Annotated in this window: 21 protein-coding genes and 1 pseudogene; 3 read left to right on the top strand and 19 right to left on the bottom strand. The window is 69.0% G+C overall.

Annotated features, from left to right (window positions below; all coding sequences use genetic code 11):
• Nucleotides 1-12: 12 nt before the first annotated feature.
• The 5 genes from mftC to ACIREI_RS00090 all read right to left on the bottom strand — a co-directional run bounded on the left by mftC (nt 13) and on the right by ACIREI_RS00090 (nt 3,831).
• Nucleotides 13-1,269 carry a mycofactocin radical SAM maturase gene (gene mftC / locus ACIREI_RS00110; protein ID WP_403325395.1) on the bottom strand — a complete coding sequence of 419 codons (1,257 nt, stop codon included), beginning with the start codon at nt 1,267-1,269 and terminating at the stop codon, nt 13-15.
• A 21-nt stretch (nt 1,270-1,290) separates the two neighbouring features.
• The gene (mftB, locus tag ACIREI_RS00105; protein ID WP_403325393.1) at nt 1,291-1,575 is read right to left on the bottom strand and encodes a mycofactocin biosynthesis chaperone MftB; all 285 of its coding nucleotides are present in this window, start codon (nt 1,573-1,575) and stop codon (nt 1,291-1,293) included.
• Entirely contained in the window at nt 1,575-1,697 is a 123-nt protein-coding gene (gene mftA, locus ACIREI_RS00100; protein WP_403325391.1) for a mycofactocin precursor MftA, read from the bottom strand. Before mftA ends, mftB begins: the two co-directional genes overlap by 1 nt.
• A gap of 39 nt (nt 1,698-1,736) precedes the next feature.
• A complete protein-coding gene (locus ACIREI_RS00095; protein ID WP_403325389.1) occupies nt 1,737-2,603 on the bottom strand; it encodes a mycofactocin-coupled SDR family oxidoreductase in 867 nt (288 codons plus the stop codon).
• Nucleotides 2,604-2,748: 145 nt separating this feature from the next.
• Entirely contained in the window at nt 2,749-3,831 is a 1,083-nt protein-coding gene (locus ACIREI_RS00090; RefSeq protein ID WP_403325386.1) for an LLM class flavin-dependent oxidoreductase, read from the bottom strand.
• Between the two features lie 1,358 nt (nt 3,832-5,189).
• Between ACIREI_RS00090 and ACIREI_RS00085 the strand changes: the two genes are divergently transcribed.
• Entirely contained in the window at nt 5,190-6,050 is an 861-nt protein-coding gene (locus ACIREI_RS00085; RefSeq protein ID WP_403325383.1) for a mycofactocin-coupled SDR family oxidoreductase, read from the top strand.
• A 341-nt stretch (nt 6,051-6,391) separates the two neighbouring features.
• Here the strand turns inward: ACIREI_RS00085 and ACIREI_RS00080 are convergent, their stop codons facing one another.
• The 13 genes and pseudogenes from ACIREI_RS00080 to ACIREI_RS00020 all read right to left on the bottom strand — a co-directional run bounded on the left by ACIREI_RS00080 (nt 6,392) and on the right by ACIREI_RS00020 (nt 19,343).
• On the bottom strand, nt 6,392-6,922 hold the full coding sequence (locus tag ACIREI_RS00080; RefSeq protein ID WP_403326833.1) for a zinc-binding dehydrogenase: 531 nt from the start codon (nt 6,920-6,922) through the stop codon (nt 6,392-6,394).
• Between the two features lie 199 nt (nt 6,923-7,121).
• A pseudogene (locus tag ACIREI_RS00075) lies at nt 7,122-7,349 on the bottom strand (alcohol dehydrogenase catalytic domain-containing protein); the annotation flags it as partial.
• 178 nt (nt 7,350-7,527) lie between these two features.
• The gene (locus ACIREI_RS00070; protein ID WP_403325381.1) at nt 7,528-7,746 is read right to left on the bottom strand and encodes an SDR family oxidoreductase; all 219 of its coding nucleotides are present in this window, start codon (nt 7,744-7,746) and stop codon (nt 7,528-7,530) included.
• 19 nt (nt 7,747-7,765) lie between these two features.
• Nucleotides 7,766-8,122 (bottom strand): SDR family NAD(P)-dependent oxidoreductase, encoded by a 357-nt coding sequence (locus ACIREI_RS00065; RefSeq protein WP_403325378.1) that lies wholly within the window; start codon nt 8,120-8,122, stop codon nt 7,766-7,768.
• Between the two features lie 3 nt (nt 8,123-8,125).
• A complete protein-coding gene (locus tag ACIREI_RS00060; protein WP_403325376.1) occupies nt 8,126-8,680 on the bottom strand; it encodes a flavin reductase family protein in 555 nt (184 codons plus the stop codon).
• Nucleotides 8,681-8,749: 69 nt separating this feature from the next.
• Entirely contained in the window at nt 8,750-9,841 is a 1,092-nt protein-coding gene (locus tag ACIREI_RS00055; RefSeq protein WP_403325374.1) for an LLM class flavin-dependent oxidoreductase, read from the bottom strand.
• A 372-nt stretch (nt 9,842-10,213) separates the two neighbouring features.
• Complete coding sequence (locus ACIREI_RS00050) at nt 10,214-11,506, bottom strand: aspartate aminotransferase family protein (protein ID WP_403325371.1); 1,293 nt, start codon at nt 11,504-11,506, stop codon at nt 10,214-10,216.
• A 46-nt stretch (nt 11,507-11,552) separates the two neighbouring features.
• A complete protein-coding gene (locus ACIREI_RS00045; protein ID WP_403325369.1) occupies nt 11,553-11,894 on the bottom strand; it encodes a cupin domain-containing protein in 342 nt (113 codons plus the stop codon).
• A 201-nt stretch (nt 11,895-12,095) separates the two neighbouring features.
• On the bottom strand, nt 12,096-13,604 hold the full coding sequence (locus tag ACIREI_RS00040; protein ID WP_403325367.1) for a flavin-containing monooxygenase: 1,509 nt from the start codon (nt 13,602-13,604) through the stop codon (nt 12,096-12,098).
• Between the two features lie 61 nt (nt 13,605-13,665).
• Nucleotides 13,666-14,544 carry an alpha/beta fold hydrolase gene (locus ACIREI_RS00035; protein ID WP_403325365.1) on the bottom strand — a complete coding sequence of 293 codons (879 nt, stop codon included), beginning with the start codon at nt 14,542-14,544 and terminating at the stop codon, nt 13,666-13,668.
• 442 nt (nt 14,545-14,986) lie between these two features.
• On the bottom strand, nt 14,987-16,474 hold the full coding sequence (locus tag ACIREI_RS00030) for an APC family permease (protein WP_403325362.1): 1,488 nt from the start codon (nt 16,472-16,474) through the stop codon (nt 14,987-14,989).
• A 644-nt stretch (nt 16,475-17,118) separates the two neighbouring features.
• Nucleotides 17,119-17,244 (bottom strand): hypothetical protein, encoded by a 126-nt coding sequence (locus ACIREI_RS00025; RefSeq protein ID WP_403325359.1) that lies wholly within the window; start codon nt 17,242-17,244, stop codon nt 17,119-17,121.
• Nucleotides 17,245-18,371: 1,127 nt separating this feature from the next.
• Nucleotides 18,372-19,343 carry a helix-turn-helix transcriptional regulator gene (locus tag ACIREI_RS00020; protein WP_403325356.1) on the bottom strand — a complete coding sequence of 324 codons (972 nt, stop codon included), beginning with the start codon at nt 19,341-19,343 and terminating at the stop codon, nt 18,372-18,374.
• A gap of 619 nt (nt 19,344-19,962) precedes the next feature.
• On the opposite strand from ACIREI_RS00020, the gene ACIREI_RS00015 reads away from it, so the two are divergent.
• Both ACIREI_RS00015 and ACIREI_RS00010 read left to right on the top strand, forming a co-directional pair.
• Nucleotides 19,963-21,171: a saccharopine dehydrogenase family protein gene (locus tag ACIREI_RS00015; RefSeq protein WP_403325354.1), complete on the top strand. Its 1,209-nt coding sequence runs from the start codon at nt 19,963-19,965 to the stop codon at nt 21,169-21,171.
• 250 nt (nt 21,172-21,421) lie between these two features.
• Complete coding sequence (locus tag ACIREI_RS00010; RefSeq protein WP_403325351.1) at nt 21,422-22,186, top strand: transposase family protein; 765 nt, start codon at nt 21,422-21,424, stop codon at nt 22,184-22,186.
• Nucleotides 22,187-23,200: 1,014 nt separating this feature from the next.
• Here ACIREI_RS00010 and ACIREI_RS00005 read toward each other — a convergent pair.
• On the bottom strand, nt 23,201-23,402 hold a 202-nt coding region (locus ACIREI_RS00005; RefSeq protein WP_403325348.1), incomplete at its 5' end, for a transposase.

Below are 23,402 nucleotides of genomic sequence, written 5' to 3'. Positions count from 1 at the left end.
GTTCCTTGTGTGTCAGTGGCCGGGGTCGGCAGGGGCGAAGCCCGCGAGCGGGCTCTGCGCGCAGGCCGACACGGGCGGCGTGCCGGGCAGGGTGAGCGCGTCGGGACGGGGGCCGAGGGTCAGCATCACCGGCTGGTTGCGGGTGGGCGCCGCCCTGGAGTGGTCCTGGCTGGGTGCCGGGACGGTCCGCGCCGGATCGGCGAGGGCGCTCTCGCCGTAGCCCTGGACGCATTCGGGGTCCGGTCCGTCGAGCGGCAGGCCGGTGAAGAACTTCGCGGCCATGCATCCACCGCGGCAGCCGTCGTAGAACCGGCACGACGCGCAGGCGCCGCCGGTCTGCGGCGAGCGGAGTTCACGGAAGAGCGCCGAGGTCTGCCAGACGCGCTGGAACCCGCCGTCGTGGAGCACGTTGCCCGCCAGGAACTGCTCGTGGATGGCGAAGGGGCAGGCGTAGACGTCGCCGACCGGGTCGATCAGGCACACCACACGTCCGGCCCCGCACAGGTTGAGGCCCGGCAGGGACTGCCCGAACGCCGCGAGGTGGAAGAACGAATCGCCCGTCAGCACGTCCTCCCCGTGGGCCATCAGCCAGTCGTAGAGCTCGCGTTGCTGTTCGGGGCGGGGATGGAGTTCGTCCCACACGTCGGCGCCGCGGCCGGAGGGGCGCAGGCGGGTCAGGCGCAGGGTGGCGCCGAAGCGGTCGGCCACCGCCTTGAACTCGTCGAGCTGGCCGATGTTCTGCCGGGTGCAGACGACGGAGATCTTGGCGTCGCGGAAGCCGGCGTCCGCCAGGTTCCGCAGGGCGGTCAGAGCCGTGTCGTAGGAGCCGGGGCCGCGTACGTAGTCGTTCACCTCGGCTGTCGCACCGTCCAGGGAGATCTGTACGTCGACGTAGTCGGTGCCGGCCAGGAAGCGCGCGCGCTCGGGCGTGAGGCGGACGCCGTTGGTGGAGAACTTCACGCCGACCTGGTGGTCCACCGCGTACTCCAGCAGGTGCCAGAAGTCCGGGCGTATGGTCGGCTCACCGCCCCCGATGTTGACGTAGAAGACCTGCATGCGCCGCAGTTCGTCGATGACGGCCTCGCACTGCGCGGTGGTCAGTTCGCGCGGGTCCCGGCGGCCACTGCTGGAGAGGCAGTGCGCGCACTCCAGGTTGCAGGCATAGGTGAGTTCCCAGGTCAGGCAGATCGGCGCGTCCAGACCCAGCTCGAACTGTTGGACGAGTGAAGCGCGGGCAGGCGGCTGCGGCCGCTCAGGCGCGGTGGTCATGCGGTCCCCTTTCCCGGGCTTTCACGAGCTTTCATGAGCTTTCCTCGGGCGGATCACGTCGGTGGCGGCCAGGGCGCGCAGCGCCGCGGCGTACGCCGTGTGCTGGGAGGCCGGGACACCGGCCGCGCCCAGTGCCGAACGCACGTCCGGGTGCGTGTCGAGCGCCCGGACGACCCGCACGAGCTCCGGCCGCTTCAGAAACGTCAGCTTGCGGTTGCCGAAGTGGTAGGCCAGCGCTCCGAACGGTTCCGGCCGCAACGCCACCGACGGCGACAGGTTCCACGGCTCTCCCAGCAGCGGGTCCATCAGTAGACGCCGCACATGCCGTCGATGGAGACCTCCTCGATGAGGTCGTCGCTGGTCAGCTCGGCGGCTGACGCGTCCTCAAGGACGGGGGCCGGCTCGGTCCTGTCGTCGTCGTTGCTCATGTTCCTGCCTTTCGTCGGTCGTTCGGTGCCGCTTGCTTCTCAGCCCTCGGCGGGTGGGATGACGGCCTGCATGTTCGTGCGCGGGAGCACGGAGTGGCCCGCGTCGACGAAGAAGTGCTGACCGGTCACGTTCGAGGCGAGCTCCGAGTTGAGGAAGAGGGCCACCCGGGCCGCCGCGTCCGGCTCCTGCATGGGCATCGGCAGGGCGTTGAAGTAGTAGCCGGCCTGACGCATGTGCTCCAGGGTGCCGCCCTCGTGACCGGCGTACAGGTCGAGCATCCCCTGCCACGACGTCATCGCCGAGTTGATGAACCCCGGCTTCATGGCGTTGCAGCGGATTCCGTACGGGGCCACCTCCAGGGCGATGGACTTCATCAGCCCGACGACGCCCGCCTTGGCGGTCGAGTAGTGGGCGATCAGGCCGTCCGGGTCGTCGGCGTTGGACGAGGAGGTCAGGACGATGGACCCGGCGCGGCGCTCGATCATGTGCGGCATGACCGCCTTGGCCGTCCGCCATACACCGGTGAGGTTGACGTCGATCATGTCCTGCCACATCTGCTCGGACATCGTCCAGACGCCGTCCGCGCTCAGGATGCCCGCGTTGGCGATCACGGCGTCGATCTTCCCGAACTCCGCGATACCCCGGGTGACGGCGTCGTCGAGAGACTGCTGCGACCGGACGTCCGCGACGGCGCCGACGGCCTTGCGGCCCAGCCCTTCCACGAGCCGGACGGTCTCGTCCAGCTCCTCCTTCTTGCCCAGCCCGTAGGGGACGGTGTCGATGTCGGCGCAGATGTCGCTCACCACGACGTCGGCTCCCTCGCGGGCCGAGGCAAGGGCGTGAGCGCGCCCCTGGCCGCGTGCCGCGCCGGTGACGAAGACGACCTTGCCGTCCAAGAGTCCCATGAGCACCCCTTGTTGCCGTTGCCGTTGCCGTTGCCGTTGCCGTTGCCGTTTTGCCGTTGTCGTTGCTGTCGCCGTTGCGGCGGGGGAGTGTTCTCCGCTGCCACCAGCCGTGCTCCGGCACGCACACCGGAGCACGGGCCGACGGCTACCGAGCGGCGAGCAACCTCTTCACGCGCTCGGTCACGGCCGGGACCACCTCAGTGCCCAGCAGCTCCAGGTGGCGGCGGTACGCCTCGGGCTCGTCGTGGAAGTCGAAGTTGTAGAGGAGCAGGCTGCCGTACCCGCCGGAGCTCTCCTGCTCGGCGACCAGCTTGTCCGCGACGGTCGAGGGCGAACCGACGATCCACGAGTGCGCCAACAGCTCGACCGTGACGTCCTCGGCCTTCAGCCCCGGGAACATGTGCAGGATGGCCTTCAGGTTCTGCGGGATGACCCATTCCTCGTACATCCGGCGGCGCGGACCGGACAGGGCCAGCTCCCTCGCCTCCTCGTCGGTGTCGGCGACGATCACGTCCCGCACCACACGCCACTTCCGCCGGTCGGGGGTCAGCCCGGCGCTCGCGGCTCCTTCGGAGTAGGCCGACCAGTGACTGGCCAGGTACTCGTCGCTGAACGCGATGGACATCGGGATGTCGCCACGGGTACCGGCGTCGCGGATCGTCGAGGACGCCGGCGAGAAGCCGGCCAGCGCGATCTCGGGGCCGCCGTCCTGGTAGGGCCGCCAGTGGCCGCCGAGGCTCAGCTCCCCGAGCGCCGGGATGTCGACCTGGAAGTACTTGCCCTTGACGGTCAGTGCCTCGCCCTTGGTGGCCCAGATCTTCCGGATGAGCTCTTGGCCCTCCGCGAGCATCTCGTGGTTCTGGGCAAGCAGTTCGGTGCCGAACAGCTGCGCGTCGGTGGGGAAGGCACCGGCGCCGAAGCCGACCATGAGCCTCCCGCGCGTCATGTGGTCGAGCTGCATCAGCCGGTGCGCCAGCGCGACGGGGTTGTGGTACGGCAACAGGTTCGCGGCCGTGCCGAGCCGCAGCCTGGTCGTCTCCCTGGCCACCGCGGCGATCTGGAGCTCGGGGGCGCACCAGCGCTCGTACCCCACAGTGAAGTGCTCGGAGAACCACGCCTCGTGGAAGCCGTACTCCTCCCCCCACTGCGCTACCTGCAGGTCCCAATCGAACCCGTCGGCCGGCGGAGTCTCCGGGAACTGGTACGCGTAGAACAGCCCGATTTCCATGGGCACTCTCCTCATGATCCGTGGTGCTGGCAGGACGGCATGACCGTCGAGTCGGCGGGGCCGATGGAACCGGTCAGACGTGGGGCGAGGAAGACCGTGGCACCCCGCGGTCTACAGCGGGTCGCCGTAGAACGTGCCGCAGCGGACCGCGCCCTGGTGACGAGGCCGATCACGTCGGCACACCCGGCCACCGCGACGACAGGGCGGCTTCCGCCGATCGCCTTGCCGTCCGTCGCCAGGCCCTGGACGACGCCGAATCCTCCGATGGGGGACACACCGTCGCCGACGCTCCGGCCGACCCGCTCCCGGAGCGCCCTGGAGTTGCTCCAACGTGGCTGCACAGAAGGGTCCTTTCCTCAGTGACCGGCCACGGCGCCGGAGAGCGGCGTCCATGACGGGCCGACGGCCTGTCGGACGATCCCGGCGTCGTTCTGCGTGATCTCGCCGATGCTCCGGTTCGCTGCCTGGCGCCGCCTGCTCCGGGCTCCACCTTCGGACAGCGCGACGGCGAGGGCATTGGCAGAGCGCGCCACGCGATCCGCGCTCCGTGACAGCCCGGAGGGCGAGTCGGGCATCACACCCGACGGTGGACAGGCCAAGGCGAACGGCGCGGCGTACACGCCCTCCGGCCCGCACCATGAATCGACCGGCGTCGGCGTAGCCCCGACGCATGGTGATGGACCGCGACCGCACCCTGTCGGCGGTCGCGATGTCATCCCGAGGAGCCCGGTCCGGGCGCCGAGGTCATGTCCCGCCTCGTGGTGTAGGCGACCTTGCTCGACGCGTTCCGGTAAGCCGCGCGCCGGCCACTCCGCGGGGACACGGCTTCAGGCACCGCGCCCTGCATTCCGGGTAGTTGATCGGCTACACCACCTGGCGGACGCCATAGGCGCCGACAACGCACCATCGCCCCTAAGGACTCACCGGGGGCGCAGTGCGGGTGCCGGCCGGCGGCGGTCTTCCGAAGCCGCCGACCGCCCCGGCCGGTGGCGCTGTCCGCATACGGCCTGGCACCCGAGCGCAATGGGCTGTTGCCGCGACCTGACATGGTCAGGTTGGCGGACCGTCCGGTACGTATGACCACCAGGAAGTGCGCGCCCGGGGCGCGGGGGCGAGAGAAGGCGGCGTGGCGTCCGCGTGTTGCGCCTGGGCGTCGGCATGCGAGCCCGGCGCGTGGCGCACTCTCGTCGGCGTCGAGGGCAGCGGCCGCGGCGGCCGGGTGCTCGAAGTACACACCGTTTTCCGGACGTTTCCACAGGCCCGGAGGCCGTCTCGGCACTGACCGAACAGATCTCCGGACTCACGACTGCGAACCGACACCTGCGACTCGACGAGCGGGGACGACGAAGGGAACGGCCATGGGCCTGTTGGACGGCAAGGTCGCGCTGATCACCGGCGGAGCGCGGGGGCAAGGGCGAGCACACGCGGTGGTGTCGGCACGCGAGGGCGCGGACGTCATCGTGGTGGACATCGACGCACAGATCGCGTCGGTGCCGTACGAGCTGGGCACCAGGGACCAGCTGGCCGAGACGGTGCGGATGGTGGAGAAGCTGGGCCGGCGCGCGATCGGCGTGGTCGCCGACGTGCGCTCGCAGCGGGACCTCGACGATGCCGTCGCCCAGGGGATCGCGGAGTTCGGCAAGATCGACATCCTGATCGCCAACGCAGGCATCATCAGCCTCGGGCCGGTGCACGAACTGACCGACGAGCAGTGGCAGGACACTCTCGACGTGAACCTGACCGGCGTCTGGCGGTCGGTCAAGGCGGTACTGCCGCACATGATCGAGCGGCGCGGTGGATCGATCGTGATGACCTCCTCCATCAACGGCGAGGAACCGGCGGAGGAGCACGGCCACTACACCGCGTCCAAGCACGGTGTGCTCGGCCTGATGAAGACCGTCGCGCTGGAGGGCGCCCGGCATGGCATCCGGTGCAACGCCATCAAGCCCGGCGCGGTCTGGACCGCCATGGTCGAATTCCAGGAACTCCTCGACAAGTTCGCCGGCCAGGAGGGAGCCGGCACGCCCGACATGCTGGAGCCGGCGGGCTACCACTACCACGCCCTCCCCCAGACGCTCATGGACCCCGAGGTGTGCGCACACACCGCGCTCTATCTCAACTCCGACCTCGCCTCCGTCGTCACCGGCGCCGCGATTCCGGTGGACGCCGGCCACCTGCTGCTCCCCGGTTTCAACCACGCCCCGACCCGGCCCGAATGACACACCACGCGAACAGCCGGGGCGCGCACGCCATCCTCCCCGAACCGACCACCCCGCACACCGGGGGCCGGGCCAGGCCACGGCGGTGACCCGCGCCGGTGTGCGGGACGCGTATTCCTCATGCGTGTCCTGACGCCGGAGGACGGGCCGCAGACGAACATCGTCTGTTCTCACAGCGGCGACGATTTCCGCCGGTACCGCTGTGGGCCGTCGGGACTCGGGATCGACGTAGACATGGTCGAAGCGCCCGAGAACGTAGGGCTCGCTCCCGCTTGTCTCCGCTACGACGTCCAGAGCGGCGAGCCTGGTGACGTCGCCACACCGTTCACTGAGCCAGCATGTCAGGATTCAGCCCGGTTCGCGGCCGATGCCCCCGGTCGCACGAACTGCCGCACAGCCCGACCGGACGCCAGCTCGTCGAAAGCACCGTTGATCTCGTCCAGCGGAAGAACGGAGGAGACCAGGCGGTCCACCGGCAGGCGTCCGGCCTTCCACAAGACGATCATGGCGGGGATGTCGACGGCCGGTTGCGCCGTCCCCATGGACGACCCCAGCAACCGCCGGTTCTCCGCCACGATGCTCAGTGCGGGAAGTTGAAGGACCGCAGCCGGGTGGGGAAGTCCGACCGAGACGGTGCCGCCTCCGCGGCCGGTAATCGCGTAAGCACTCTCGAAAACCACGGCCGAACCCACCGCCTCGAATGCCCAGTCGAATCGATCGGGGGCTATCTCGTTCATCAGCGTATCGAGGTCCTCCGGAGCGCAGGCGTGCGTCGCGCCGACCGCTGGGGCGAGCTGTCGCTTGGGCTCGACCGGATCGACGGCCACCACGGGCCACGCGCCCGCTGCGGCGGCCGACATCAGTGAGGCCAGTCCGACGCCCCCGAGCTCCCGGGACGACGACCGACTCTCCGGGACGCACGCCCGCGGTGCGGGTCACCGCGCCGTAGCCCGTCAGCATCGCGCAACCGAAGAGTGCGGCCGTCTCGAACGGAACATCCGGATCGATGACCACCAACGACGAGCGGTCGACCACCGCGTGCGTCGCGAACGCCGAGACACCGAGGTGATGGCGGAGCACCTGCACACCATCACGAAGCCGGGAGCCGCCGCCCACGAGATCACCGGCCGAGTTGGCGGCCGCGGCCGTGGTGCACAGCGCCGGTCGGCCCGACCCGCAGAACTTGCAGCTTCCACAACTCGGCACATGGACGAGCACCACACGCGAGCCGGCCTGGACGTCACGAACACCATCGCCGACGCGCTCGACGACGCCGGCCGCCTTACGACCGAGCAGCATCGGCAGGGGGCGGGGCCGGGGTCCGCGAGTTCGACGGATACGACCTCCAGGGGACGCACGTCCCGGTAGGGAGGTGCGGCTGGGGCAGCGCGCAGTACCGCGCCCCTGATCATCATGTGACTGTGGCCTTCCCGCCGGGGTCGGACGTGGGCGGACTGGAATCCGGCTCCGGTGCCGGTCAGGCGAGCAGACTGCCGTCGACCGGGAAGACACCGCCGGTGGAGTACGACGCCAGGTCGGAGGCGAGGAAGACGACCATCTTCGAGACGTCCCCGGGTTCGGCTATGCGGCTGGTGGGCTGGGCCTGGAGCCACTGGTCGAAGTCGAACCACTCGTTCTGCTTGAAGTGCTCCATCTCCTTGGCGAACATCGCGGTGTTCACCACCGAGGGGGCCACCGCGTTGGCGCGGATGCCGTCACCTGCGTAGGTCAGAGCGACGGAGCGGGTGACACTTCCACTCCTCGTCGGTCGTCGACTCGACGTCGGACAGTTCACAGACACCGGCGTTGTTGACGAGGACGTCGATCCGGCCGTACCGCTTCAGAACGTCGGCGACGGCCTTCTCCCAGTCCGAGGTCTCGCGTACGTCGAGTCGCGGGTAGCTCGCGTCGGCGCCGGTCCCGCGGAGCTCCTCGGGGACGCCCTTGCCGAGGTCGTCGAGGATGTCGGTGAGGACGACACAGGCTCCCTCACGGGCGACGTGCCGGGCGTGCGCGGCACCTCGGCCACGAGCGGCACCGGTGACGAGGGCGATCTTGTCCTTGAGCAGCATGGTTCAGACTCTCTTCTTCGTGGCGGGAATCGGAGCGTCGGCATAGGCGGGGTGGGGCTGGCCCCCCAGGTGGCGGATGCCGCGGAAACGGCTGCCGTAGAAGACCATCGGGTCGTCGGCTTCGTGCTCCACACACAGGTCGAGGATCCGCATGACGGCGATGATGTGATCACCCGCGTCGTACGAGGCGTCGATTTCGCACTCGAACCAGGCGTGTGTGTCCTCGAGTACGACCGCGCCGGAGGCGAGCGCCAGCATCCCGATCCCGGCGAACCGGTCGCCGTCCTTCGACGAGAGACGCTGCGCGTGCTCCCGCTGCTCGCGGCTGAGCACGCTGATCCCGATCGCACCGCACCGGCGCAGCCGCGGCCAGGTGTTCGAGCTCTGCTGGATACAGACGCTGAGCAGCGGTGGTTCGAGGGAGACCGGCATGAAGGCGGAGACCGCCATCCCGACGGGCTCCTCGCCGTCGAGGGCACATACCGCCACGACGCCCGTCGGGAACTTGCCGAAGGCATTCCGCAACGTCCTGCCGTCGAGCGACGCATGTTCCCGCATCTGGGTCCTCTCTCTTCTTCGTGGGGCCGGGAGCCTTCGGCGCCGTGTGACACCGAAGCCGGCCGGAGTTCATGGGGCTGTCGGTCGGCCGGTCAGGTCGGCCACGAGCGGCGCCACCTTGGAGCCGGTCAGCTCCCAGCTGCGGCGCCAGGACTTGGAACTGCTTCTGGCATGGGAGGCGCCGATGAGCATCCCAAAGCCTCCGACGTGCTCGTAGAGGTCGCGGATCTTCAGGGCCACGGTCTCCGGCGAGCCCACGATCGCGAAGTTGTCGATCAGCCACTCCGGCGTGACGTCGTCGGGGTTGGTGCTCGGGCCCGCCAGCAGCTCGACGATGCCGATCGACTTGAAGACCTCGATGTTGTAGGCGCCGATGGTGCCGAGCGAGCCGCCCAGAGCGAGCTCACGGGCCTCCTCGTCGGTGTCGGCGACGAACCAGTCGCGCGTGATGCGCCAGTCGGACCGTGACGGGGTGAAGCCGGCAGCCGTCGCCGCGGCGGCGTACGTCTCCCAGTGCATCGTGAGGAAGTCGGCGTGCACGGCCTGGCTGACCGGGTTGAAACCACGACGCCCGGCCTCCGCCAGCGTGGGCGAGTGCGGCTGCATGCCGGTCATGAGGCGCTCAGGGCCGCCGTCCTGCAGCGCCTTGAGGTGAGGGCCCGCGATGTGCTCGTCGTAGGCCGGCATGTCGACGTTCCAGTACTTGCCCTCGATCCGCCACGGGCCGGGCCTGTGGAAGATTTCGTCGATGATGTCGAGGGCCTCGGCCAGCATCTCCGGGTTGTTCTTGCCCGTGTCGAACAGCTGCGCGTCGCTCGGGTAGGCGCCCGGCGCGACGCCGGCGATGTAGCGCCCACCGGTCATGTGGTCGAGGAACAGCATGCGGTGCGCGAGAGCGACCGGGTTGTGGTACGGGAGCAGATGGCCGAGGGCACCGAGCTTGACGCGGCGGGTGACCTGCGACGCCGCGGCGATCATCAGGTCGGGGGCGGGGCTCGGCTCGGCACCGAGCGTGTGGTGCTCGGCGAAGTACACCTCGTCGAGGCCGTACTCGTCGGCCCAGGCGGCGGTCTGCACGCCCCAGTCGATGACCTCCTTGAGGGTCTCGTGCCCCGCCGCGTACTCCAGGGCGAACGGGACGTTGAACACCGCGAACTTCACGACAACCTCCACATGGAGACGGACTCGTAGGACGCCTCGAGGAAGGCTGGCGCCTGGCCGAGCCGGCGCGAGACGGCGACCGACTCGAAGCAGGGATTCGGTCTCCACCGGTGCTGAGCCCGCGCCGGGCAGTGCTGGGACATTCGGCGTTCCCTTCCTGCCCTGTCGACGGAGTCGATCACCGGCCGATCCCCCGGAGGCGAGGCCTGGCGGCCGCCTCCGGCCCCCCATCCACGCCACGGCGCAACACCCCATCGAGGGCGAGTACAGCGATCGTCCCCGCCGGGCCACGACTGCGGATTGGCTCAGGGAGCCAGTCGTTTGCGTGCCGGCGTCAGCTTCACTGGGCACGTCGCTGGATCCGGCAGGACTTCAGGGCGCCTGAGGCGGGCCCACGGTCAGGCCCGCGGCGACGCACGCCTCCTCGAAGGCGGTGATCGTCGCGTCGATCTGTTCCTCGCTGTGCGCCATCGACACGAACATCTCGCCACGGGAAATCATGAGCACTCCGCGCCGGACCAACTCCACGGTCAACCGGCCGAGGTCTTCCTCACTGCCCCGCCCCGTGGGCGAGATGCCGACGACCGATGCGACGCCGTGCGCCCGCAGCGGAACACCGAGCCGCTCGAACAGGTCGGCAAGGCCCCACCGCAGTCTCTGAGAGAGCCGCTCCAGACCCTCGTAGGCACCAGGCTCCGCCTGGGCCGCCATCGTCGCCTTCACCGCGGCGAGCGCAACGGGATTGCCGTTGTAAGTACCGGCGTGCACCACTCCGTCCATGACCTGGTCTATCAGCGCGGCGCGACCGAGCACGGCGCTCTGCGAGAAACCGTTCGCGATCGCCTTGCCCATCGCCCACAGGTCGGGAGTGACACCCCAGCGCTCCGACGCGCCCCCTCGGGCGACCCGGAAGCCGCTGACGACCTCGTCGAAGACGAGTACGACGCCGTGCTCGGCACAGGAGGCTCGCAGCGTCTGCAGGAACTCCGGATCAGGCTCCACGCCCCCGCCGCTGTTCAGAATGGGGTCGATGAGCACCGCCGCGATGTCCAGCGACTCCGCGCCCGCGAGTGTCAGCCGTACGGCCTCGGTATCGTTGAAGGGCAGGACGATCAGGTCCTCGATGGCTCGCGGGTTCTGGCCCCTCGTGTTCGGCGTGGCGCGCTCACCGGTGGTGTGGAAGGCGACACTCGCCAGCACCGTGTCGTGCCAGCCGTGGTAGGCGTGGACGAACTTCACGATCCGGTTCCGAGCGGTCCATGCGCGAGCCAGCCGCAGGGCGATCTGAACGGCTTCCGTCCCGGTGTTGCTCCACAGCAGCCGCTCGGCGCCTGGGACGGCGGCGAGGACCGCCTCAGCCGCTTCGTACTCGAGCACATGGCCTGTGCCAGGCATCTGCATCCGCGGCAGCACCTCCCTCACCGCGGCCAGCACGCCGGGATGCGAGTGCCCGAGCACCATCGGCCCCCACCCCCCGATGTAGTCGATGTACCCGCGCCCGTCGATGTCCCGCATCACGGCGCCTTCAGCCCGGTCCACGAAGATCGGGTACGGCTTCATGGCGGCGCGCAGCCCCGAACTCACACCGCCGCCGATGCTCTTCTTCGCTCGCTCCCACGCGGCGGCCGAACTCGGGGCGATGGTGCTGTCCGGATGAGTCGTCATGATTCGTTCCCCATTTTCCGGCCGAAGGTGATGGTGATCGAGCCGCTCACGACATGCGGTGGACGACGACCTTGCGGATCGTTTCCAGCGTCGTCCAGCGGCATGTGTCGCCGGGCGCGAGGACGCCGGCGTCGCCGGGCGCGAACTCGAGAACGCGGCCGTCGGGGAAGTCGACGCGCGCTCGCCCGCTGACGATCACAAAGGACTCGTTCCCCTGGACGCCCTCCAGGACGCCCGGGGTCATCTCCCAGATCGCGCCGGCCTCGCTGCCATCGTCCCGCTTCCACAAGAGGGCGGCGTTGATGTGGGTGCCGGGTGTGAGCCGCTCCGGGGCAGTCGGGTACGGCTGAAGGGCGATCTCCGCCGGATTGAAGCTGTTGCTCTCCACAAGGACTCCTCTACGACAGATCCGTCGGACGGGCTGGTGTCGGCGTCGACCGGTCGCACCCGCTGGGACACGGCCGTTCCGTCCCCGCGACCGGGGTCCGGCAGCGAGGGCCCACGTCCGCCCCCTCTGACTCTGCCCGCGCGGGTCCTTCGCTGGATTGCGGCCGGGCGCCAACGCATCGCACGCGAGTGCCAGTCGGCGTCACTCGCCGGCGAGTACCTTCGTCGACGCGTAGACGGCCGGGTCGAAGGTGGCGCACTCGTCCCGGAACCGGTGGGCGAAGTCGGGCCATGAGAGCGTGGCCCGGCCGTTGCGCGGGTCGAGGTACCAGCTGCTGCAGCCGCCTTGGAGCAGTACCGTCCCGGCCGCACGTCGATCGAGCTCGCGGCCGAACGCCTCCTCGGAGTCCTGGCTGACCTCCAGCGGCGGTCGACCGCTCGCCCGCCACCAGTCGAGGGCGCCCATGACATGGTCGACCTGGGTTTCGATCATGTAGATGAGGGAGTTGTGCCCGAGGCTCGTGCCCGGTCCGTTGAGCATGAAGAGGTTCGGGAACCCGGCCACGGCCACGGAGTCGTAGGCCTGCATGCCGTTGTCCCCCCAGTGCTCGGCGAGGTTCTGCCCGCGCCTTCCGACGATGCGGCGGGAGGACGGCAGGTCGTAGGTCTCGAAGCCGGTGGCGAAGACGAGTACGTCGAGTTCGTACTCGCTCCCCGCGGCGCTGACCGCCTTCGTGTCGTCGACGGCGGCGAGCGCCGAGGTCTCCAGGCGGACGTGCGGCCGCGTCATGGCCGGGTAGTAGACGTCGGAGGCGAGGATCCGCTTGCAGCCGATCTCGTAGTTGGGCGTGAGCTTCGCCCGCAGCTCCGGGTCAGGAACCTGGTTCTCCAGATGGCGGAGCGCCATGGCCCGTGCCTCCGCCAGGAAGGAGGGCAGCAGGCGCCTGGCCGCGAAGTTGTAGTCGCCTCCCCAGAACAGGACTTCCCGCATCTCGCGCACGGTCGTCTCGTCCCGGCGGAACAGCTGCTTGTCGGACTCGGAGAACGCCCGGTCCCGGCGCGGCCTGACATACGGCGCGCTCCGCTGGAACACGACGACCTCGGTGGCGACCTCGGCCAGCTCGGGGATGATCTGGAGTGCGGAGGCACCGGTACCGACGACGCCGACCCGTTTGCCGTCCAGCGGTGTCCCGTGGTCCCAGCGGGCGGAGTGGAACAGCGAGCCCCGGAAGGTGTCGAGCCCCGGCACATCGGGGAACTTGACGTCGGTCAGGTGGCCGGTCGCGGAGACGAGGATCTCACTGACGAAGTCGCCGTTCGACGTGTGCACGAACCAGCGCCCGGTCTCCGCGTCCCACTTCGCCTCAAGCATGTCCGCGCCGAGGACCAGGTGCGGCTCGATGCCTTCCTCGCGAGCGGCATCGCGCAGATAGTCCCAGATCTCGCCGCCGGGCGAGTACATCCGCGACCACTCGGTGTTGATGCGGAACGAGTACGAGTACAGGGGCGACGGCACGTCGCAGGCGACGCCCGGGTAGGTGTTGTCCCGCCACGACCCGCCGACGTCGTCCGCGCGCTCGATGACGGCGAAGGACTCGTGGCCCTGGCGCCGCAGCTGGATGCCCATGCCAAGGCCGGAGAAGCCGGCACCGACGATCAGGATCTCGACCTCGCGCGGAGCCTGTGGCTGGTGGGTTGACGAATCGGACACGTGGTCTCCTTTGACGTGTCGTCCAGAGAAGCTCAGTAGATGCTCGGCCGTGTGCGGCGCGTCAGGGCCGGCGCGCGGGCAGGACGGATCCGGCGGGGTGACGGTCGGGCGCCGCGTTGAACGTGGAGAGAAGGTGCACCAGCTCCGACGCGCGCTCGACGACCATGGCGTGACCGGAGGTCACCTCGGTGTACCGCGCGCCCTTGATCGCACCGAAGAGCGCTTTCGCCTGCCGTCGGGGCGTCATCTGGTCGTCGGTCCCCGCGACGATCAGGGTGGGGCACTCGACACGCGGCGCCAGGCCGGTGAGATCGACCGTCCGGTTCATTTCCATCTGCGCACGGGTGGCGTCGCTGGTGGCGACGCCGGCGACGATGCGCTCGATCTCGGCCGAAGTCCGCAGGCGCAGAAAGACATCGCTGAAGGCGCAGTAGGTCATGTACCGGCCGAGAGTGTCGAAGTCTCCTGTCTTGTGCAGCGCGAGCCAGACCTCGTTGCGGAGCAGCTGGCCCGGCGTGGTCTTCATCCAGCCGGCCATCAGGACGAGCTTGTCGACGAACTCCGGACGGGTGGCGGCGACGGTGGTCGCGACGACCGCGCCGAGCGAGTACCCGGCCAGGGCGACCCCGCGTCCCGGCAGCACCTGCTCGACGACCGCGGCGACCTGCTCCGCGTAGCGAGCCGGGCCCTCCTCGGGAAGTGCGCCGGCGGGAGTGTCGAGGTCGATCGCGATCACGCGCTGCGCGGTGGCGAGCATCGGGAAGAGGAAGCGGAAGTGGAGAACTGTGGACCCGCCGGTGCCGTGCAGGAGGACGACCGGCATGCGGCCGGGGTGCTCCTCCAGCGAGTCGTAGTAGGTGACGCGGGAGGAGCCTACGTCCACAGTCCCCGTGCCCGGTCCTCCCAGGTTCGCGAGCAGGCTCTCGTCGGTCGACGTCATCCGTCCTCCCACCTCGTAGTTGAACGTCCGGTCCTACGACACCCGCAGTCGGCACGTCGGCCAAAGACCTCGCACGCCAGCCGATGGGATCTGTGTGCCAGATGCCCGCCGGCTCCCGGTCGGCGCGGTGGATCGGGGCGCTGTGGCGCTCCCTCCCCGACCACCTGTGGGCACGGCTGCGCGGTCCTGCGCATTCATATGGCTGCTGTCCCGAGGCATCTCCCGTGCGGCCCCCGGCAGGCCGGCAGCGATTGCCCCGCGACGCCGGGCGAGGGTGGCCAGATCGGACCTTCCGGCCACCGTGCGCTGTTGCCTCAGGCGTCGGCCTTCGGCTTCGCGGGGTGGCTCCGGCAGGTGGCGACGGACTCGCTCCGTGCGGAACGGATTCACCTTGCCGGATCCTCCCGTACCACACGGAGCGATGTCCGCGGGGTGCCACCGGTCAGGTGCCGCCGGTGCCCGGCTTCCGCGTGCCGCCGGCGAGCGGTGTCGCGTCCTCACCCGTGGCGGTGGCCCGTCCCTCGTCGGCGCCCGTCGCCGAGACCCGGCGCCGGGCCACCGCGAAGGCGGCCACCAGGACGAGGATGCCGAGCGGTACGACCCACGTCATGTCGTCCGCCGGCGGGGCGGGCGGGTTGATGACCCCGTTGACGTACAGGTAAGCCATGGCGAGGAAGCCGACGACCGAGCCGATCGCGGCCACCGGCGAGAACACCCGATCCCGGGCCATGAGCACCAGGGCACCGGCCGTGATCAGCAGGTACATCGGCACCCAGCAGTACACGATCGCCACCGCGACGGCACTGTAGGAGCTGAGGAAGTCACCGGCCGCCGCGTACGTCCCCATCAGGAACAGGTACGCCAGCACCAGCAGTGTCACGATCGCCGCCACCGGCGTCTGCCGGCGACTCATGGACTTCACCCAGGCCGGCATCATGCGGTCGACACCGAGCGTCGCGAGGTAGCGGGACCCGTAGTTGGCGAACGCGACCAGTGCGGCGAACGTCGCGATCGCCAGGATCAGGTCGGCGGCGCCGGAGAACCACGAGGGCAGACCCGCGAGCCCGGCGAGCGCGGACGCCGGGGAGGCACCGGCCGCAAGCGCGTCCGCCGTCGCCGCCATCCCGGGCACCTGCAAAAAGGTGGCCACCAGGTACAGCACACCGAGCACGACGGGTACCGACATGAGGGCCAGCGGGACGTTGCGCTTGGGGTCCCGCGTCTCCGCGGCGAGAGCGGTACAGCTCTCGAACCCGACGAGGAACGCGATGCCGGCGGCCATGCCCTGGAAGACGCTGCTCACCGGGAGGTCCGCGAGGCGCAGCTGCTCGCCGAGGTGCAGTCCGGTCGTGGTGGCGCTGTCGATCGTGATGAAGGCGACCACGGGCACCGTCACGATCGTGGCCCCCACGATCACCCACAGGGATGTGTCGAGGCCACGCGCGGCGATGAGGCCGACGATGACCAGGGTCAGCCCCAGGATCAGCGCCTGCATACCGAACCCGAACGCGTTCTGCACGCCCAGGGTGGTCAGGAAGCTGCCCAGGTAGATGCCGACGATGTTGGACGTGCCTCCGAGCTGCATGACGAACCCGAGGAGCAGCGCCGCCGCCACGATCACCTGGGCCCAGGGCCCGAAGACCTTGCCCACGTAGGAATAGAGGGAACCCGTCGCGACGTACCGACGGGCGAACACGGAGACACTCAGTCCCACGGCGATCACCGCGATCATGGACAGCATCGCCGCGGGCCAGGCGATGAAGCCGCCGTTCTGGAAGAAGAGCAGCGGCGCGGTCGACATGCCAACCGCCGGGATGAAGGAGGCCACCGCCAAGGAGACGAGCTGTGGCCGACCGAGACGGCCCCGGTCGAGCTCATCCGCCAGAGGTACGGAGCCGTCCCCGCTGTTGCTGGTGAGTGGCTCGGTCATGTCGTCGCCTCCTCAGCTCGGCAGTGCCGCCGCGCGGAGGGTGCGGGTGTCCGGACGGGTGGCTTCATGGAGAGCTCCTGGAGGTGGTCCGCGAATCGCGGTGAGACGGCGACAGCACCTGTGGCCGCCTTCGAGGGCATCGTGCGGAGAGAGGCGTGGAGGAGAGGGCGCTGGCTCGCCTGCTCGCTCTGGGAAAGGTGCGCAGGTGCCGGTCCGGGGGCCCGTGTGTCCGGGTGCGACCGCGGGCCCTGTCTTGGCTGGAATTGTGCGGACGGGCGAGTGCCGGGGATTGGCTCAGACTGCCAATCGATCGGGCGAGGGCGACGCGAGGCGCCCACTCCCGGCGGGCGTGCGGTACTCGGCTCTCGACCACCGACACGTCGGTGCCGTCATGCGCGGCGACCCCGGCCTGCGGGCGAGCCGGCGGGGACCGGCATCCGACGCGCACCCGGTGAGAGACGCGGGACCGCACGCCCCCCTGGGCACGGCAGCTTCTTCGGGACGGCGAGTGGAGCAGGCACTGCCAGGTGCGAGGCATAGCGTGGGACGGGGGCGGCGGGACAGGATCCTGGCGGCTGCGACGGGATGTGTGCCGTCGGCTCGCCTGAGGGGCCCGTTCCTGCCCTGGCTGCCTACGCGGTATGTCATTCCGGCTGGACCGGGGCGTGGTTGAAGCCAGGAAGCAGCAGGTGGCCGCCGTCCACCGGGATGGCGGCGCCGGTGACGACGGAGGCGAGGTCGAGCTGAGGTAGAGCGCGGTGTGCGCACACCTCGGGGTTCATCCTCATCTGGGGGGGAGGCCGTAGGGGTAGCCCGCCGGCTCCAGTATGTCGGGAGTGCCGGCTCCCTCCTGGCCGGCGAACTTGTCCAGGACTTCCTGAATTTCGGCCATGGCGGTCCATACCGTGCCGGGCCTGATGGCGTTGCACAGGATGCCGTACCGAGCGCCCTCCGGCGCGACAGGGATGCTCGTGGATGGCGAACGGGCAGGCGTAGACGTCGCCGACCGGGTATCAGGCACACCACACGCACCGCCCCGCACAGGTTGAGGCCCGGCAGGGACTGCCCGAGCGCCGCGAGATGGAAGAACGAGTCACCCGTCAGCACGCTCTCCCCGTGGGCCATCAGCCAGTCGTAGAGCTCCCGTTGCCGCTCGGCGCGGGGATGGAGCTCGTCGCACACCTCGGCGCCGCGACCGGGAGCCCCCCCCCGATCGCCCTGTCCTATGTCGCGAGGCCCGGGACGACGCCGACCTGTCCCGCGGCGCCAGAGAGTCCCAAACGCATGCCCGTGACCAGCTCCTCGAAGATCAGCAGAGCGCCCTTGTCGTCGCAATGGCGCCGCAGACGATAGGCACCGGCGAGTTTGATGATGACGTCCCTGCCGGTGGGCGCGCGCCGGACGCAGCTCCACCTGGACGGCCTCGGTACCCGTGTTGGTCCACAGCATTCGGTCGGCCCAGCCCAAGGCGGTGAGGAACCTCTGAGCGGCGACGACCTCGCTGAGGTTGCCGCCGCCGTACTGGACACCGACGTCGGTCTGGGCATCAACGGCCGCGGTGAGGGCGGGGGCACGTGGCCCAGGAACATCGGACCTCAGCCAGGACGTAGTCGACGTAGCCGGTCCCGTCGACGTCCCTGAGCCGGGGCCCCTTGCCGGACTCGGAGTAAAGCGGGTGCGTGCGTGCGGGCCGCGTCCCGAACGTTGCACCAGGAGCCCGGCCACGGCCTCCGAGAACCCCACCGGCAGCACACGCAGCAGATGTCGGCGGGCCTGGGCGCGGACGTGCGAGAGCACGCCCACGTCAGGAGACTCGCGGACTGGAGCCCGTCCGCGTCCGGCACGGATGGAATCACGACTCCTACCTCTCTGCTGCGGTGCGGGCCCCGGAGAACGGTCAGGCGGTGGCCTCGCGGCAGGACTGGCGGTAGGCGGTCGGAGTGACTCCATGGACACGCTTGAACTCGGAGATGAACTGACTGGCATCGGCATAGCCCCACCGCATCGCGATGGACTGCACCATGTCGTCGGTCGCGATGACATCACGGCGAGCCCGGTCCAGACGCCGACGCCGAACCATCGCCCCGAAGGACTCACCCGTGCCGCCGAACAACCGGTGCAGGGACCGAACCGAGATCCCGTGCCGCTCGGCGACCTCCGCCGGCGAAGGCTGACCCAGATGCAGACGCTCCTCCACCCAGCGCACGATCGACAGACGCATCCCCTCACTCACTGCAGCACTCGACGTCTCACCACGGTCGTCCAGCACACTCGACAACACCTCGACGATCGCGTTGCGAGTCGCGGCGACCACCGCCAGGCCCATGCGATCGGCCTGAGCGACCGCGGCGAGCGTGAGCGCACGAAGAAGCTGCAGCGGAGCCGTGTCACTCCGGTCCACCACATCGCCCATCACCTCAACGAGATCGCAGCGGCCCAGCGGCAGGACACGCTTGGGGACCAGCAGGACCGTCTGTGCCATAGGAGTCAGGACCTCGGTCTCCGCGAGCACCGTGGTGTCCCAAATGGTGATCGGCGCACTGAGCAAGCGCTCGCTATTTTCACCGAGCGTGACCCTCTCCGTGAACGTCCGGGTGGTCACTGCCACTCCGAGGTAGCCACGGCCCCGGGAGCCGGGCCTCCAGCGCGCCTTGAAAGGGTCGGCTTCCAATTCCACGACTGTCAGGTCGGCCAGGCTGCGCCGACGGATGCGCCCGCGATAGGTCGTGAGTCCGTCCGGGAACCACACGGACTCGGCGAGCAGGCCCGTGGCGCAGGCCTTGCGCCACGACTGGACGATCTCCGAGTCGACGGGACCGACAGCCTGGAACCGGCCGTCAGACCGGGCGGTCACCGCTACCTCAGCCATTTCCAGCCTCCTGCAAAGAGCAGATTCAGTCAGGGGCAGAGTGTGACACCAAGTTACGCTTTGGGTCACTACCTCGTATCCGGAGCGTTTTCTCTGCCTGGGCTTGATCACACCTCTCGCTCGAGCGGGAGTCGGGGCAGGTGTGCGCGTATTCCGGCCGTGTGGCGCGCTCGACGACAACGAGCGGCGGTGCCGCTCCGATTGGCGCCCTGCCCGGATGAGTTGGCACGGTCACCCAACCACGCGTGCTGCCCGGACGCGATACTTCCGTACTACGACGCCCGACCGGCGGGTATTTGGCGGCGATCGTGCTACCCCGCAGGCCCATGAGCACCAGAGGTGCCGAGTGAACCGCGCTCCTCGTACTGGGCGAGCAGCGGGTGTCGGCGCAACCGTTGGCCGCTGGGCCGACCCGCACAGTTCTGCTCACACCGCAAAGCCCCCTCCCGACGGAACGACGGAGACCCCATGGCCAATCTGTTCCCGCCACTTGCCCAACGCGTCGGACTCGTCGTCGAGCGACGTCCGACGACACCGGCCACGACGTGGGTCTCGTCCACGAGGGACGTGGCCCGCGCGGGCTCCACGCCGGGTTCACCACGATGGATGAGGACGGCCGATGACCGCGCGTGGTGAGGGAGACCGCGACCGTTCCGACGAGCAGGTGGACGCGGCCGGTCGCGGGCCGATCGTGGTTCTGGGGGCTGCGGGTGCCGTCGGCCTCGCCCTCGCCCAGGATCTCGTGAGCACCGGAGGTCTGCGGCTGCGGCTCGTTGACATCGACGTCACGACGCTGCGCGGGCTTGCCGGCGATGACGTCGAGGTGATCGAGGCGGACGTCCTCCAACCAGGAAGGGCCGCCGAGGTGCTCGACGGTGCGTCACTGCTCGTCAACTGTCTGAGCTTCGTGCTGTTCGACCAGGTTTTCGCGATGGCGATCGATGCGGGCATCGACTACACGGATCTGATCTCCGAGCCCTCGGAGCAGCAGGCCGCGCAGGCCGCGGCGCGGGGAATCACCGCGGTTCCAGGGCTCGGCCTGAGCCCCGGGCTGAGCAACATACTTGTCGGTCACGCCGCCCGGTCGATGCGCGTCGAGGAGGTGGAGATCCTGTTCGCCCTGTTCCGGACTATGGCGGCGAGTCGCGGCGCGTTGGACACCATGCTGTGGGAAGGGGCTGAGTACAGTCCCGGCCGCACGTACTACCTCGACGGGAAGCATGTGCCCGCCGGGCCCTTCGACGGAGCCCGAGTCGTTGACTTCGGCGGCGCGTTCGGGCAACTGGAGGTGTATTACAGGCCGCATCCCGAACCGACGTCCCTCCCGAGGAACTTCCCAAGCATCCGGTTCGCCGCGGTGCGGGGGACGTGGCAGCCGGAGGTGATGAACGACCTGCGCGTGCTGAACAAGTACGGCCTTCTCTCCAAGGAGAACCTGCCTCTCACGGCAGAGATCATCTGGGAGCGCCTCGGTGGAATCGAAAGCCCGCTGTATCACGGTCAGTCGGCCGGCATGACGGAGGTCCGGGGAACGACGGCGGACGGTGAGCGGATCGTGCGCACGTACAGGACAGCGCGGTCCGAGGACCTGCACGCCTATGCCCTGACGGGACGCTGTGCCGCTGTGGGCGTTCGGCTGATGGCCGCGCATGGCCGTGTCAGAACCGGGGTCGTCGACCCGGAGGCATACTTCGATCCTGACGAGTTCCTCGCCGCCCTCCGCGAGCAGGGACTCTTCGATGTCTCCTGGACGGACGAACCATGGGTTGCCGACCGGAAACGGCCCCTGGGCGCGGACCCGGCGCCGCTCGGCCCGAAGGGGCAATAGGGTCAAGTACCTCAAACGCCTGGGGTACGGGCGGGCCAACTTTGACCTCCTCCGGCGCCGTGTCCTGCTCACCCCGTGAGCCGATCACGCTCAGTCATCCCGAAATGTTGATCAGAGCCGAACTGAGTGGCCGTTGACAATGAGCCTTTTCCAACCTGCTTCGGCAGTAGGTCAGTTGGGCTGACAACGTGGTGAAGCCCCTGGTAGATGGGTTTTCGACCAAGAGAACCGTCTCCACCAGAGGCTTCACATGCTTGTCTACCCGTCGGGCGTCGACGTGTCCAGCTCTGCCCTCCGCTTCCTCGCGCAGCAGTTGCGGCGCCACCGCCGCGCGATCGGCTCCCGGTGGCGGCGCCTGACCGCCGGCCGCCAGGCCCTGCTCACCCTCGCCCATCTGCGGGTGGGACACACGTATGCCCAGCTCGCAGCCGGGTTCGGCGTGGGCACCACGACGGCCTACCGCTATGTCACCGAGGCGGTCGAGCTCCTGGCCACTCTGGCCCCCACCCTGGTCGACGCGGTGCGGACCGCGTCGGTGAAGGCGTATCTGATCCTGGATGGCACGCTCCTGCCGATTGACCGCATTGCCGCGGACCGGCCGTTCCACTCCGGCAAACACAAGAAGCACGGGATGAACGTGCAGGTCATCGCCGACCCCTTCGGCCGACTGCTGTGGGCATCACCGGCCCTGCCCGGCGCTGTCCACGACATCCGCGCGGCCCGAGAACACGGCATCGTCGACGCCCTCGCCGACGCCGGCATCCCGTGCTGGGCCGACAAAGGTTACCGAGGTGCCGGCGGAACGGTCCGCATTCCGTGCTGGGGACGGTGGGACAACCTCTCCACAGGACACAAGGCCGTGAACCGGTCCCACGCAAAGATCCGGGCCCTCGTCGAGCAGGCCGTTGCCACCCTCAAGTCCTGGCGGCTCCTCCGCAAACTGCGGTGCTCGACCACCCGGATCACCAGCCTCGTCCAGGCCGTCCTCACCCTTCATCTGACTAGCTCAGAGTGAGGGTGGAAAAGGCTCAATGCATGCTGATCGATCTGCCGATGTGATGAGGGAGAATCCTCACGCTGGGCATTGACAGGTCTATCAACCTTCGGAGCCACGAAGTATGACCCCTCAACAGTTGGTCGGATGGGCCATGGAAGTCGCTGAGGAAGGCTTGACTGCCGGCGAGTTACCCATCGGCGCAGTCGTGGCCACGGGAAGTGACAGGAACAGACGCTTAACCGGCGGCTCGTCCACGCCGATCTGCTGGCCATGGTTGATGGTGATCAGCAGTTTGGGCTGGCGAGAGCGTTCCGGCCCGCTGGTTCTTGCCGTAGCCCACGAGCCGCTCGCTCACGAGCCGACGAATGGCTAAAAGCAGCGGAAGCTCACTCACAGCCATACTTCGCCGGAGCCGACCCTTCGAACCGTGGTTCCGCGACCACGGCCCGGGGGCGTCACAAGATCGGAAGGCACTGGTAGGACCTGATCAACCCACCGCCGCGTCGCCTCGACCAACCGAGCCCTCACGGGACGAATTCTCAACGCAATGTCGTCGCGGCCCTGCGAGGACAGCGCCACAGTTGTAGGATCGGGCCGAAGAAACGCCGCTGGTCTCCGCCAGCGCCGGATCCACCCTTGGCGCAGCCCGGTCAGGACAGTCTTCTGCGGCCCGTCGTCGCGTCTCGAAGCAGTGCCGAGCCGTCATCGTTGTACGAGCGCAACATGCGAGCAGCGCTCATCACCACGAACTCTTCGAACCAAGATCCGGACCATACCCGGACCAGCCGTCCGCACCTTGTGAGCATCGGAGCAGTTTTCGCCGGTCAAACGGCATCCGAGCCGTGTACCGCCAGCAGACGAAGAACATTCTTTGTTCTTACAGCCCTCAGAAGCTTGGCTTCTTCTAGAGCCTGAAGTCGGGTTGCCTGGAGGCATTGTTGTACGCCAGGCAACCCGACACGATTAGCACGCTACGTGGTCACGTCCGCCGAAGTGGTGTATTGACGGCCACTCGGTGATCTCGTTTTGAGGCTATGCGGTGAGTTCGGTGGGCAGGGTGGTCTCGTCGGTTTGTGACTCGATCGGGTGGAGGCGGGCCTTGGCGAGCAGGTCGAGTCCCATGTAGCGGCGGGCCTCGGTCCACTCGTCGTTCTGCTCGGCCAGGACCGCGCCGACCAGGCGGATCAGCGCGGTGCGGTCGGGGAAGATGCCGACCACGTCGGTGCGACGCCGG

Source organism: Streptomyces sp. NPDC093591, assembly GCF_044764885.1.
Classification (GTDB): Bacteria; Actinomycetota; Actinomycetes; order Streptomycetales; family Streptomycetaceae; genus Streptomyces.
This window is presented reverse-complemented; position numbering and strand designations above follow the sequence as displayed.

Bases quoted from the DNA above. Each gene is read 5' to 3' on its own strand.
- mftC (WP_403325395.1), bottom strand. From the start codon at position 1,269: ATGACCACCGCGCCTGAGCGGCCGCAGCCGCCTGCCCGCGCTTCACTC.
- mftB (WP_403325393.1), bottom strand. From the start codon at position 1,575: ATGGACCCGCTGCTGGGAGAGCCGTGGAACCTGTCGCCGTCGGTGGCG.
- mftA (WP_403325391.1), bottom strand. From the start codon at position 1,697: ATGAGCAACGACGACGACAGGACCGAGCCGGCCCCCGTCCTTGAGGAC.
- ACIREI_RS00095 (WP_403325389.1), bottom strand. From the start codon at position 2,603: ATGGGACTCTTGGACGGCAAGGTCGTCTTCGTCACCGGCGCGGCACGC.
- ACIREI_RS00090 (WP_403325386.1), bottom strand. From the start codon at position 3,831: ATGGAAATCGGGCTGTTCTACGCGTACCAGTTCCCGGAGACTCCGCCG.
- ACIREI_RS00085 (WP_403325383.1), top strand. From the start codon at position 5,190: ATGGGCCTGTTGGACGGCAAGGTCGCGCTGATCACCGGCGGAGCGCGG.
- ACIREI_RS00065 (WP_403325378.1), bottom strand. From the start codon at position 8,122: ATGCTGCTCAAGGACAAGATCGCCCTCGTCACCGGTGCCGCTCGTGGC.
- ACIREI_RS00060 (WP_403325376.1), bottom strand. From the start codon at position 8,680: ATGCGGGAACATGCGTCGCTCGACGGCAGGACGTTGCGGAATGCCTTC.
- ACIREI_RS00050 (WP_403325371.1), bottom strand. From the start codon at position 11,506: ATGACGACTCATCCGGACAGCACCATCGCCCCGAGTTCGGCCGCCGCG.
- ACIREI_RS00035 (WP_403325365.1), bottom strand. From the start codon at position 14,544: ATGACGTCGACCGACGAGAGCCTGCTCGCGAACCTGGGAGGACCGGGC.
- ACIREI_RS00030 (WP_403325362.1), bottom strand. From the start codon at position 16,474: ATGACCGAGCCACTCACCAGCAACAGCGGGGACGGCTCCGTACCTCTG.
- ACIREI_RS00020 (WP_403325356.1), bottom strand. From the start codon at position 19,343: ATGGCTGAGGTAGCGGTGACCGCCCGGTCTGACGGCCGGTTCCAGGCT.
- ACIREI_RS00015 (WP_403325354.1), top strand. From the start codon at position 19,963: ATGACCGCGCGTGGTGAGGGAGACCGCGACCGTTCCGACGAGCAGGTG.
- ACIREI_RS00010 (WP_403325351.1), top strand. From the start codon at position 21,422: ATGCTTGTCTACCCGTCGGGCGTCGACGTGTCCAGCTCTGCCCTCCGC.